This is a genomic window from Pelatocladus sp. BLCC-F211, assembly GCF_041928655.1.
GTDB lineage: Bacteria > Cyanobacteriota > Cyanobacteriia > Cyanobacteriales > Nostocaceae > Pelatocladus.
Genome location: NZ_JBHFLM010000099.1, coordinates 1 through 12,356 on the forward strand (window position 1 = coordinate 1; position 12,356 = coordinate 12,356).

Annotated in this window: 10 protein-coding genes; 4 read left to right on the forward strand and 6 right to left on the reverse strand. The window is 42.4% G+C overall.

Annotated features, from left to right (window positions below; all coding sequences use genetic code 11):
* Positions 1-424 precede the first annotated feature (424 nt).
* Complete coding sequence (locus ACE1AT_RS12015; RefSeq protein WP_374868528.1) at positions 425-1,810, forward strand: ATP-binding protein; 1,386 nt, start codon at positions 425-427, stop codon at positions 1,808-1,810.
* Positions 1,811-2,285: 475 nt separating this feature from the next.
* Here the strand turns inward: ACE1AT_RS12015 and ACE1AT_RS12020 are convergent, their stop codons facing one another.
* Together ACE1AT_RS12020 and ACE1AT_RS12025 are read right to left on the reverse strand one after the other, a co-directional pair.
* Positions 2,286-2,963 (reverse strand): response regulator transcription factor, encoded by a 678-nt coding sequence (locus tag ACE1AT_RS12020; protein ID WP_016863382.1) that lies wholly within the window; start codon positions 2,961-2,963, stop codon positions 2,286-2,288.
* A 280-nt stretch (positions 2,964-3,243) separates the two neighbouring features.
* A complete protein-coding gene (locus tag ACE1AT_RS12025; protein WP_374868530.1) occupies positions 3,244-3,765 on the reverse strand; it encodes a ferredoxin in 522 nt (173 codons plus the stop codon).
* Between the two features lie 359 nt (positions 3,766-4,124).
* On the opposite strand from ACE1AT_RS12025, the gene groES reads away from it, so the two are divergent.
* From groES to ACE1AT_RS12040, 3 genes are all read left to right on the forward strand, one after another.
* A complete protein-coding gene (gene groES / locus ACE1AT_RS12030) occupies positions 4,125-4,436 on the forward strand; it encodes a co-chaperone GroES (protein ID WP_374868532.1) in 312 nt (103 codons plus the stop codon).
* Between the two features lie 104 nt (positions 4,437-4,540).
* Positions 4,541-6,178: a chaperonin GroEL gene (gene groL, locus ACE1AT_RS12035; protein WP_374868534.1), complete on the forward strand. Its 1,638-nt coding sequence runs from the start codon at positions 4,541-4,543 to the stop codon at positions 6,176-6,178.
* Positions 6,179-6,480: 302 nt separating this feature from the next.
* Positions 6,481-7,257: a class I SAM-dependent methyltransferase gene (locus ACE1AT_RS12040; RefSeq protein ID WP_374868536.1), complete on the forward strand. Its 777-nt coding sequence runs from the start codon at positions 6,481-6,483 to the stop codon at positions 7,255-7,257.
* Between the two features lie 144 nt (positions 7,258-7,401).
* On the opposite strand, the gene ACE1AT_RS12045 is transcribed toward ACE1AT_RS12040, so the two are convergent.
* The 4 genes from ACE1AT_RS12045 to ACE1AT_RS12060 form a co-directional block, all read right to left on the reverse strand.
* A complete protein-coding gene (locus ACE1AT_RS12045; RefSeq protein ID WP_374868538.1) occupies positions 7,402-8,586 on the reverse strand; it encodes an NAD(P)H-quinone oxidoreductase subunit H in 1,185 nt (394 codons plus the stop codon).
* 342 nt (positions 8,587-8,928) lie between these two features.
* Positions 8,929-9,615: a phosphate signaling complex protein PhoU gene (phoU, locus tag ACE1AT_RS12050; protein WP_374868540.1), complete on the reverse strand. Its 687-nt coding sequence runs from the start codon at positions 9,613-9,615 to the stop codon at positions 8,929-8,931.
* Positions 9,616-9,625: 10 nt separating this feature from the next.
* Positions 9,626-10,957 carry an ATP-binding protein gene (locus ACE1AT_RS12055; RefSeq protein ID WP_374868542.1) on the reverse strand — a complete coding sequence of 444 codons (1,332 nt, stop codon included), beginning with the start codon at positions 10,955-10,957 and terminating at the stop codon, positions 9,626-9,628.
* A gap of 41 nt (positions 10,958-10,998) precedes the next feature.
* The gene (locus ACE1AT_RS12060; RefSeq protein ID WP_374868544.1) at positions 10,999-11,751 is read right to left on the reverse strand and encodes a winged helix-turn-helix domain-containing protein; all 753 of its coding nucleotides are present in this window, start codon (positions 11,749-11,751) and stop codon (positions 10,999-11,001) included.
* Between the last annotated feature and the right edge of the window lie 605 nt (positions 11,752-12,356).

Below are 12,356 nucleotides of genomic sequence, written 5' to 3' on the forward strand. Positions count from 1 at the left end.
AAGCCTTGATAATGTTGGGTTACTCTGCGATCAGCCGCGCAGGGCGCGTCTACGTTCCTCAAACGCCAGGTGCTACAACTCTTGGGACCCCCGCAACGCACTGGCTCCCCAACCTACGCTAGTTTTAGTTTTTAGCCTTAACTAAACCGTATTGCTCTATATTGTCCGATTAATTATTATCAATCTAAAAACTCTTTGCGTGAGAGAAGAATTCTTTTATCGGTGTAAATACCAAGAATTACCGATGGTTTTTAAAATAATTATTTTGTCAAATTTTGTGATAGTAGATACATCTCATTATGGACTTATAAAAATTCAAGTTAATATCTTTAGTTAGGTGTTTTAATATAATCTTTTTTTCTTCAATAAAGTGTATATTTTCTGGCTTTTTCATAAGCTCAAATAATTTAGGAGATGCTACCCGATGTTGCAAGCAGAAGCATTCTCGGAAATACCCGAAGAAACAGGAAATTTATCAAATCGGTGGAGTCAGCAACAACCTGTACAAGACATTGCCACTGTAGTCCTTTCCAACAGAGCTACAGTTACAGTCCTACTTGTTGATGATCAGCTATTTATTGGTGAAGCAGTTACACGCACTCTCGCTACAGAAACCGATATTTCCCTACACTATACCAATGATCCTACTCAGGCAATTCAAAAAGCGATCGCCATGACTCCAACAGTCATCCTTCTAGATATGGTTATGCCTGAAATCGATGGGTTGATGCTACTGCGTTGGTTTCGCTCTTATGCAGCAACTCGTGATATTCCCATCATTATGCTGTCTAGCAAAGAAGAACCAAAACTGAAAGCAGAAGCATTCGCCAATGGCGCCAATGACTACCTGATCAAATTACCCGATGCAGTTGAGTTGATTGCCCGAATCCGCTACCATTCCAGGGCATACAATAATCTCAAAGCACTCACGACTGCAACGACTACAGCCCAACTGCAAGCACAGCAATTAGAACACACCTTACAGGAATTACAAACAGCTCAAGTCCAACTCATTCAGACTGAAAAAATGTCAAGCTTAGGTCGGATGGTTGCAGGAGTAGCCCACGAAATTAATAATCCTATTAATTTTATTCATGGAAATTTTGAACATCTTCATCACTATTTTGAATGTTTATTAAACTTAATTAATATTTATCAGCAAGAATATCCAGAGCCAACTTTGGCAATTCAAGAAGAAATTACAGTTAATAATCTTGATTTTATTATCGATGATTTACCGAAAATATTTTCCTCTATCAAGCTAGGAACAGAACGTATACGTGACATTGTGCTGTCACTGCGAAATTTTTCTCGACTAGATCAAGCAGAAAGAAAATTTGTCAATCTTCATGAGGGTATTGAAAGTACTCTATTAATTTTAAATCATCGTCTTAAACAAGGTATAGAAGTGATTAAAGAGTACAGTGATTTACCCTTAGTTGAATGTTATCCAGCCCAACTCAACCAGGTATTTATGAATATTCTTAGCAATGCGATCGATGCTTTGCAAGAACAAGAATATCAAGCTGAAAAACAAATTTTTATTCAAACTGAAACGACTGAAACAAAAAAAATAATAGTCAAAATCAGAGATAATGGCCCTGGAATCAAGCCAGAAATACAAAGCAAAATATTCGATCCTTTTTTTACAACTAAACCAGTTAATAAAGGAACAGGAATAGGATTAGCAATTAGCTATCAAATTATTGAGAAACATCACGGAAAAATCCAGGCTATATCCAAGCCTGGATTTGGAACAGAATTTGCCATTGAAATACCAATCGAACAACACTCAGAAAGTAGCAAATAATGCTTTACAGGTGTTTTGCTTGGTTGGGATTTGTGACGCTGGTTTTGAAAGAAATTGTGGAACGGTAAAACCAGCATCGGAAAATGAGTTATGAGTTATGAGTTATGAGTTATGAATTAAACCACATCTACTTTGAGAACAGTAGTTTTGTAGGTTGGGTGTAGCGACAGCGAAACCCAACATTATAGTCTGGTTAATGTTGGGTTACACTCCGTTCCACCCAACCTACATAATGTCCTTTTTGAAAAACTCCTCTTTTCAAGATGGACGAGGTTTAACTTCGGGAGCATCCCAATTTTTGAAAAAGACGTGGCGATGTTCGTAATCGCGGCTACACAAACCAAGTCCGCGAAGGCGGACTAATTCTAGCCTGCGTAGGCAGGCTTTGTCTGTAGAGCCAGTGACTTCTAGTCTGCGGGGATTTTAAACATTTGGGATACTCCCTTAACTTCTAACTCCTAACTCCTAACTTTGGTTATGCCATTTGATTTTCAATCGCCCACCGTGCTAACTCAGTACGATTATGGAGATTGGTTTTGCCCAACATGTTGGACACATGGCTTTCGACTGTACGCTGACTAACATTTAGTTCTTCAGCTATTTCGCGGTTAGCTAAACCCCTAGCGACAAACTGAACTACTTTCAATTCGGTTGGGGTTAACTGCACATCAAAGGGAACTTGAATCCGGGAACCGTTGTCTCCTCCTTTGGCTTGATGTTCTTTCCAACGAATGGTTTGCTTGAGAGACGATTCTACCTGCGCCACCAACTCTTCTGGTTCAAAGGGCTTGACCATGTATACATCAGCACCTTTATTTAGTCCTTTAACCCGGTCTGCGCTTTGTCCCTTTGCTGATAAAAATAGAACAGGAATCCAACTAGTGCGTTCGTTTTGTCGGACTTGTTCAACAAAGGTATATCCGTCCATTTCGGGCATCATCACGTCGCAGATGATCATATCTGGAACATCCTGCTCTAAAATTTCCAAAGCTTCTCGACCATTTTCTGCGGTGATGACTTCATATCCCCGGAATTCTAAGTAATCCTTCACCAGCAAGATGAGGTTAGGGTCATCATCAATGAGTAGAAGTCGTTTGTAATCTTTCATGCTGGGTTCTTTCATAGCAGTGGCACTTGTCGCGCGTAGATCCATAGGGGCCTTGTATAGCGATCCTTTTTGGTGGATGATTGTGATGTTGTGCTTTTTCCCACTTAACTTGCCTCTGTTGAGTAAATATCTCAAAATAGAAACTTACTTTCCTTGAAACTACTTAATCAATGGCAAAAGTCCAGTAAGGATACGTAGAGCAGTAGTATTTATAATGCGTTATTATATATCGGTTTTAAAGGAGCGGACAAAAAAACTTCAATAGAATAATAATCCTCCATAGATTATCAAACTTCACTAGTTTCAAGATGCTCCTAGTAAACACTTAACCCGCACTTTTGTAACTGACCGCTTCACTATATCCCTCAGATGTTAAGCTTCGATTCAGCTTCTCCTCAGCAACCACAGAGGTTTCTGACAGAGGATGAACTAAAAAGGCATATTCTTCCACAACCTTATTTATAATTAAATGTTCCTGGATAATCCGCTCGATGACTTCCGGGGTTGCTTGGCGATACCAGACACCATCCGGGTAAACCACCATTATCGGCCCAGAGCAACAAACTCGCAAGCAATTAGCTTTGGTTCGGAATATGCAACCAGGACGATTTTGTTGAGCAACATCCAACCCCAGCTCCTTCAGCCGCTTTTTTAAGTATTCCCATGCTGCTAAACTGGCTTGCTTAGAACAACATTTAGGCAATGTTTGATCAGCACAGATAAAAACATGTCGCTGAATTTTTGTTAGTCCTAAAGTTTCTATAGACTTATTTAGGGCATTATTTTCAGGTGATAGAGTTGCTTTTTGTATTTTATGGCTGAACTGGATCACTATCTTGTTACCCATCTCACGCTTTCTGATTTCTGTTCTATAACAAATTCCAAGCTTTGCAAATAAAGTTGACTATATATAACTATTCGTTACTTAAGTTGGGGATCAGGGATTAGAGATAAGGAGCAATGGGGATTGGGCATGAATCAGTTATCAGTTATCAGTTATCAGTGAGCAAATTAAACTGGTAACTGTTAACTGTTAACTGATAACTGAGAAGTTGTCCCCCTTGTCCCCGATCCCCAATCCCCAATCCCCAATTCCCAATTCCCAAAAGTTCGGGAACCCGTACAACCTAAAATATTGCCATTGCATACAGTCGTTCGCTAAATTAGCACTCAGGAGTTGAGAGTGCTAACTCTGGAGAAATTTGTATGGCAGCTGTATCTCTAAGCGTTTCTACTGTAAAACCTTTGGGCGATCGCGTATTTGTAAAAGTGAGCGCCTCTGAAGAAAAGACCGCCGGTGGTCTGTATTTACCCGACACCGCCAAAGAAAAGCCCCAAGTTGGGGAAGTTGTTGCGGTTGGTGACGGCAAAATTAAAGATGATGGTTCTCGTCAACCATTGGATGTGAAAGTAGGGGATAAAGTTCTCTACTCCAAATATGCTGGTACCGATATCAAGCTAGGAACCGACGAATACGTACTACTTTCTGAAAAAGACATTTTAGCGATTGTTTCTTAGTGATTGGTCATTGGTCATTGATCATTGGTTGGTTACAAATGACAAATGACAAGTGACAAATGACAAATGACAAATAACAAATGACAAAGGACTACTAGGAAATTATGGCAAAGCGCATTATCTACAACGAAAACGCTCGTCGCGCCCTAGAAAGGGGTATGGATATCCTGGCTGAGGCTGTGGCTGTCACCCTCGGTCCCAAAGGTCGTAACGTAGTACTAGAGAAAAAATTTGGCGCACCCCAAATCATCAATGACGGTGTGACCATTGCTAAAGAAATTGAATTAGAAGACCACGTAGAAAACACTGGCGTTTCTTTGATTCGCCAAGCTGCTTCTAAAACTAACGATGCTGCTGGTGACGGAACCACCACTGCTACCGTTTTGGCCCACGCAATGGTTAAGGAAGGCTTGCGTAACGTTGCAGCTGGTGCAAATGCCATTATGTTGAAGCGCGGTATTGATAAAGCTATCAACTTCTTGGTAGAAAAAATTAAAGAACACGCTCGTCCTGTTGAAGATTCCAAGGCGATCGCTCAAGTTGGTGCAATCTCTGCTGGTAACGACGAAGAAGTCGGTCAGATGATTGCTGAAGCTATGGACAAAGTCGGTAAGGAAGGCGTAATTTCCCTGGAAGAAGGGAAATCTATGACCACCGAATTGGAAATCACCGAAGGGATGCGCTTTGACAAAGGCTACATCTCTCCCTACTTTGCCACCGATCCTGAGCGGATGGAAGCAGTTTTCGATGAGCCTTTCTTGTTGCTCACCGATAAGAAAATTGCTTTGGTACAAGACCTCGTACCTGTACTTGAGCAAGTAGCTCGCGCTGGTCGTCCTTTGATCATTATCGCCGAAGACATCGAAAAAGAAGCTCTAGCAACCTTAGTTGTTAACCGCCTGCGTGGTGTACTGAATGTAGCTGCTGTGAAGGCTCCTGGTTTTGGCGATCGCCGCAAAGCAATGCTAGAAGATATCGCCATTCTCACCGGTGGTCAGTTGATTACCGAAGATGCTGGTCTGAAGCTAGAAAGCACCAAGCTAGATGCTCTGGGTAAAGCTCGCCGCATCACCATCACCAAAGACAACACCACCATCGTAGCTGAAGGTAACGAGCAAGCTGTGAAAGCTCGTTGCGAACAAATTCGTCGTCAAATGGACGAAACCGAATCTTCCTACGACAAAGAGAAATTACAAGAGCGCTTGGCTAAGTTGTCTGGTGGTGTAGCAGTCGTAAAAGTTGGCGCTGCTACCGAAACCGAAATGAAAGACAAGAAACTGCGCTTAGAAGACGCTATCAACGCGACCAAAGCTGCGGTAGAAGAAGGTATCGTTCCTGGTGGTGGTACAACTCTAGCTCACCTCAGCCCTCAATTAGAAGAGTGGGCAAATGGTAATCTCAAAGATGAAGAGTTGACTGGTGCGCTGATTGTTGCTCGTGCGTTGGCTGCTCCCCTGAAGCGCATTGCTGAAAACGCTGGTCAAAATGGTGCTGTCATCGCTGAACGGGTGAAAGAGAAAGAATTCAACGTTGGCTTTAATGCAGCTACCAATGAGTTCGTTGACCTGTTTGCTGCTGGTATCGTTGACCCTGCGAAAGTGACCCGTTCTGCACTACAAAACGCAGCTTCGATCGCTGGTATGGTGTTGACAACCGAATGTATCGTTGTTGACAAGCCTGAGCCAAAAGATAATGCACCTGCTGGTGCTGGCGCTGGTATGGGCGGCGACTTCGATTACTAAGATTCTGTAGTCACCTAAATTAAAAAACAGCTGCTTCCCTTGTGGAGGTGGCTGTTTTTGTTTGAACCGCAGAGGCACAGAGGACACAGAGAGTATTAGGAGAATTAGGAAATATTGTAATTATTAGTAGAGAGTGTCGATTTTCTCAACTGTGAAAAAGCCATCATTACCTATCGAGAAAACAAAGTACGGATTATCTCAGTCCGGCGATCGCGAAAAGAAGAGGTAGCCATTTATGAAAGCAACAGAAATAGAGCGATCGCACTGTTACAACTATCTTTTTGCGTCCTCTGTAGCTCTCCATGACAACCCACCCTGAATCCACACCTTTACACACTTTCAACCCTTTAACTCGCTTTTCCGACAGAGTTGAAGATTATGTTAAGTATCGACCAAGCTACCCAGCCGCAGCAATTGATAAAATCCTCGAAAATTTAACCCCATCCTCTCAACATGTCGCCGCAGATATTGGTGCGGGAACAGGAATTTCCTCACGCTTATTAGGCGATCGCGATGTTAATGTTATTGCTATTGAACCGAACGCGGCGATGAGAGAAGCAGCAGAACCTCATCCTTTGGTCGAATTTCGGGATGGAACAGCAGAAATCACTAACCTCTGTGATGGATCTGTTGATTTAGTTACCTGTTTTCAAGCATTTCACTGGTTCAACCCAGAGCCAAGTTTATCGGAGTTCCGCCGTATTCTCAAGCCATCAGGACGGTTGGCGGTGGTGTGGAATAACCGTGTTCAGGAAGATGCTTTGACTAGAGAATACAATCGCTTGGTACGTGAAGCATCGAATCATCATCCCGCTGAGTCACGGATGCAGACGGTGGAACCATTATTGATCACAAAAAATTTTATTAATATCCGCGAATTTAATTTTATTTATCAACACGAGTTAGATTTAACAGGACTTATTGGTCGTGCAACTAGTGCTTCCTATGTTCCGCGTCAAGGACAAGCCTATGAACAACTGATTACTGGTTTACAGAAACTATATCAAAACTTTTGTGATCAAAGTGGTTTTGTTTATATGGTTTATCGTACTAGCGTCCACCTGGCTGAACCTGCTTGAGTTTAGTAGAGTGGGAATTGATTCATTGCCCACCCTACAATTAACTAGCACAGCACGGCGTAAATAAACAGACCGTTTAAAACAGCCCAAAAGCCTCAAATAAAAGACTTTTGACTTTTGACTTTTGACTTCCGCGAAGCGGTGCTAGCGGTCAACAGAACCCATAATTACGTCGATACTGCCCAGAATTACCACAATATCTGCTACTTTCACACCCCGCAGCAAATGAGGGAGAATTTGTAGGTTGTTATAATCTGCTGGGCGAATCTTCCACCGCCAAGGGAAGACGTTATCATCGCCAATCAAATAAATTCCCAATTCACCTTTACCACTTTCGACGCGGCTGTAAATTTCGCCTTTGGGAATCTTAAAAGTAGGAGCAACTTTCTTAGCAATGTATTGATAATCAAAATCATCCCACTCAGATTTTTTACCCGCTTGCATCCGCTTGGCTTCTAGGTTTTCGTATGGACCGCCTGGAAGTCCTTTCAGGGCTTGACGAAGAATTTTCACGGATTCACGCATCTCCCGCATCCGTACCAGGTAACGGGCTAAACAATCTCCGGCAGTCTCCCATTGTACTTCCCAGTCGAAGTCGTCGTAACATTCATAGTGGTCTACTTTTCGCAAATCCCATTTGACGCCAGATGCACGTAACATTGGGCCAGAAAGTCCCCAGTTAATGGCTTCTTCGCGAGTGATGGTTCCAATTCCTTCGACACGACGGCGGAAAATAGGGTTATTGGTAACTAAGCGTTCGTACTCATCTATTTTAGGTATTAAGTAGTCGCAAAAGTCTTCGCACTTGTCTACCCAACCATAAGGTAAATCAACCGCTACTCCCCCAATGCGGAAGTAGTTGTTGTTAACCATGCGATAACCTGTAGCAGCTTCCCACAGGTCGTAAATCATTTCCCGTTCGCGGAACTGGTAGAAAAAGGGAGTTTGAGCGCCCACGTCAGCAAGGAAGGGACCAAACCACAGTAGGTGGTTGGCGATGCGGTTTAACTCCAGCATGATGACGCGGATGTAGCTGGCGCGTTTGGGGACGGTAATCCCTGCTAATTTTTCGGGGGCGTTGACTGTGACGGCTTCGTTAAACATACCCGCTGCATAGTCCCAGCGACTTACGTAGGGGACATATTGGAGGTTAGTGCGGTTTTCCGCAATTTTTTCCATCCCCCGGTGTAGATAGCCAATTACCGGCTCACAATCAACAACGTCTTCGCCATCTAGAGTGACAATTAACCGCAGAACTCCATGCATTGAGGGGTGATGAGGCCCCATGTTCAGCACCATTGGTTCAGTGCGGGTTTCTATTCGTGCCATAGATTCAGTGTTCTCCGGTTTGTGAACGATGAAGCCAGTAACCCCTACTTGGAAATTTATTTGACGTTTTTGATTTCGGGTGGCTTTTTGAAGATATATTTGCTACTAGTACACATAAATTCCACAAGTTAAGGTTGGAGAATTCATGCGTTTGGCTTGGATTCAACTAATTTAATTATATTGAGATGGGTGTAGACAAGCCGATTCACACTAACAGAACTATCCATAGACATTTGAGAAGATTACCATAGGTTATCTCGGTGTTTGACACGCAAATTGCATTTACTTACTAGTTATTAGTACGAATAACCAATGACTTCTTTTAGCTATCTATTTTGTTTATTAGTGGCGCTGACCTGTAACAATATATGCCACTCGTTGACCAATATTAGTTGCATGGTCTGCCATACGTTCTAGATGGCGTATTACTAGTACCAACAACAAAATTGGCTCAACTATGCCTGGGACATCTCTTTGATAGGCTAAGGTCTGATAGAGATGTTCGTAGGCGCTATCTACAGCGTCATCTAGTTGTTTGATACTGCGTCCACCAACTTCATCTAAATCAGCCAAAGCCACCAAGCTAGTTGCTAACATTGCTTGAGCATGATGCGACATCATGGCAATTTCTGGTAGAGAAGCATGGGGCGGATAAGAAAAGATTTTGACTGCAATTTCAGCTAAATCTTTAGCATAATCTCCAATCCGTTCTAGGTCACGCACCAATTGCATAAAAGCACTCAAACAACGCAAATCTTGAGCAACAGGAGCTTGCAGCGTCATTATTTCTGCACAGTCTGATTCTATTTGTTTGTAAAAGCGATCAATCTGCTTATCTATGTGGGGAAGTTCCTCAGCTGCTTTTAAATCACGGGCGAATAAGGCTTGGTGACTTAGACGAAACGATTGTTCCACCAAAGCTCCCATGCGTAAGATATCGCGCTCTAAGCGTCTGATTTCTCGTGTGATCTGGGTCGTTCCAGAGTTAGGATCATATATAATTGCTTTCACGCTTGCATTCCCAAACATGAAGATATTTTTAAATATAGTCTTGGTTTTGAGAATTTGCCATGACTTGAGGTAATACAAACTGTATCCACGCACCACCCGTAATGGGATGGTTCATGGCTTTGATTGAACCACCATGAGCCAGAATTATTTGACGAACGATCGCCAAACCTAAACCACTACCCACTATTGTTGTAGAACTACTTTCAACTGTTTGATCACGAGTTCGCGCTTGATCTCCCCGGTAAAATCGTTCAAAAACATGCGGTAGATCCGCCTCGGCAAAACCTACTCCAGAGTCAATAATATTAACTTCTAGATTAGCTGGTGCGTTTGGTTGACTACTACGATTATTGTCCACAGATGAGATTTTTGTTTCAACAATAATACTACCGCCAACAGGACTGTACTTGATGCTATTATCCAGCAAGTTGAGGAAAACTTGGTAAAGACGGGAAGCATCCGCTTGAAGCCAAATATTTTCTGGTCCTTGATAGACAATTTGGACTTGATAGCGTGCTGCTAGGGGTTCAAGAGTTTCCCAGATTTTGCTAATGAGCGATCGCACTTCTGTGGATTGGCGATTGAGTTTCAGGGTGGGATCAGTTTCTAGTTGGGTAAGTTCTAACCAGCTTTGCACCAAACAGATCAGTCGGTCAACTTCCTGCATCAGGCGATTAACCCAGCGATCTAGAGGTGGTTCAATCCGGCCTTGCAATGTTTCCACTACCAAACGAATAGAAGTCAATGGGGTTCTCAGTTCATGAGCTAGATCCGAGAAAGCACGGTCACGTGCTTGGTTAATTTGCAGCAATATTTGGCGATTTTCCAAGAATACGCCAACTTCTCCCTTGGATAAAGGCAAGCTACTAGCTCGCAACATCACAGATTTCTGTTCTAGCATTGCTGCCGCACTTTCACAAGAGGGGTGAAATACCCATTCTTTTACCTGAGATTGCTGGCGATCGCGAGTTTGTTCAATTAACTGATCTAGTTCATAAGACCGTACTAACTCTAGTAACAACCGTACCTGTCCGGGCTGCCACCTTTGCAAATACAACATCTCTCGTGCTTGCTGATTACACCACAGCAGTTGATTTTCTACATCTACTTGCAAATATCCTATAGGTGCTGACTGTAACAGTTCTTGATAATTATATATAATTTGTTGCAAATATAACTGCTGCTGCTTCAACTCAGCAATATCGTGCCGCAAGCGGGGAATTAGCGGTAGGGCAATATCACTAGGTTGTGACTTTAATGAGGGTGGTATTTTTCCTATAGTGCGGCGCAGTTGCGCCAGTTGGCAAATCCAAACCCCTAGTCCGATTGTCAATCCGAAAATAAAACTAAATACTAACATCACAAGTTGTTAGTTGCTTTCGCACAGACCATACTAACAACTTAACCAAATCTATAACCAAAACCACGTACAGTCACAATATATTCAGGACGGCTGGGATCTTGCTCTAATTTTTCCCGCAACCAACGGATGTGAACATCTACAGTTTTACTATCTCCGACAAAATCTGGTCCCCAAACTTGATCTAGTAACTGTTCCCGTGACCATACTCTGCGAGCATAACTCATAAACAGTTCTAACAAGCGGAATTCTTTTGGTGACAGACTTACCTCTTGACCACGAACTAAGACACGGCACTCTTGCGGATACAAAGTAATTTCTTTATAATTAAGTGCTGGTAGTTGTGGTAAACTACTCAAACGCTGACGGCGCAGTAAAGCACGACACCGAGCTACTAATTCGCGCATACTGAAAGGTTTTGTCAGGTAGTCATCGGCTCCTACTTCCAGTCCTAATACACGATCAGTTTCACTACCTTTGGCACTGAGCATGAGAATCGGCACTGGATTGCCTTGATAGCGAAGCAAGCGGCAGACATCTAAACCATTAATTTGAGGCAGCATCAAATCTAGGATTACCAAATCAAAAGTCGGTTCGCCTAAATTTATTTCAAAATTTTTTAATTGTTCTACAGCTGAACGTCCATCCGTAGCTGTTACGACCCCATAACCTTCCTCTTCCAAAGCAAGGACGATCATTTCTCGAATTAGTTCTTCATCTTCGACAAGTAAAATACGACTTCTTTGACCGATGTCCGTCGTTGGAGAATACTTAGTTGATTCACTAGTATACATTGATGCTTACGAAGTTCCGTAATCGTGGCTGTATTAATACAATTATCAGACAACCGTGCTTCTACGCTTGTTTGATGATGAACTATTTTTTTTTGTGATTAATATAACAATTATCTAATTTATTATAAACCATATAGGCAACAAATATATATGATGGTTTTATAAAAGCTTATTACCAGTTATTGATTGATATTAATTTTTTGTACGAAAACCGAAACATAATATTTCACAGATAACTGGTGATCGTTGTCAAGTTTGCCTTTAATTAATGCAACTTGCGATCGCAGTTTTGAATCAGAATATTAAAAACCTACCCCAATCAGAGGCGGGAAGTTATGAGACAGTTAGGTTTTGACACTCTGCGCTCTGAAGAGACGCAGATTCTCGCATCAGATTCAGCAACAGCCGAATCCAAATGGGCATTGTCAAGATGCCTCTAGACGCTCAGACCTGCTACCGATGCTATACAGGCGTTGCGCTTACTTATTCACTTTGAGGGCGACTTCCGTTCCGAGTTCACAACGCTCTGCTTCCTGCCATTACTTGCTCGTTTAGTCGTTTCGCGCAATGCGTTCGGTTCTTCGTTGCAGGGATTCCACCTTACT

What these genes read in the sequence shown, in the direction of transcription:
- ACE1AT_RS12015 (WP_374868528.1), top strand. Translation starts at nt 425, where the DNA reads ATGTTGCAAGCAGAAGCATTCTCGGAAATACCCGAAGAAACAGGAAAT.
- ACE1AT_RS12020 (WP_016863382.1), bottom strand. Translation starts at nt 2,963, where the DNA reads ATGGATCTACGCGCGACAAGTGCCACTGCTATGAAAGAACCCAGCATG.
- ACE1AT_RS12025 (WP_374868530.1), bottom strand. Translation starts at nt 3,765, where the DNA reads ATGGGTAACAAGATAGTGATCCAGTTCAGCCATAAAATACAAAAAGCA.
- groES (WP_374868532.1), top strand. Translation starts at nt 4,125, where the DNA reads ATGGCAGCTGTATCTCTAAGCGTTTCTACTGTAAAACCTTTGGGCGAT.
- groL (WP_374868534.1), top strand. Translation starts at nt 4,541, where the DNA reads ATGGCAAAGCGCATTATCTACAACGAAAACGCTCGTCGCGCCCTAGAA.
- ACE1AT_RS12040 (WP_374868536.1), top strand. Translation starts at nt 6,481, where the DNA reads ATGACAACCCACCCTGAATCCACACCTTTACACACTTTCAACCCTTTA.
- ACE1AT_RS12045 (WP_374868538.1), bottom strand. Translation starts at nt 8,586, where the DNA reads ATGGCACGAATAGAAACCCGCACTGAACCAATGGTGCTGAACATGGGG.
- phoU (WP_374868540.1), bottom strand. Translation starts at nt 9,615, where the DNA reads ATGTTTGGGAATGCAAGCGTGAAAGCAATTATATATGATCCTAACTCT.
- ACE1AT_RS12055 (WP_374868542.1), bottom strand. Translation starts at nt 10,957, where the DNA reads ATGTTAGTATTTAGTTTTATTTTCGGATTGACAATCGGACTAGGGGTT.
- ACE1AT_RS12060 (WP_374868544.1), bottom strand. Translation starts at nt 11,751, where the DNA reads ATGTATACTAGTGAATCAACTAAGTATTCTCCAACGACGGACATCGGT.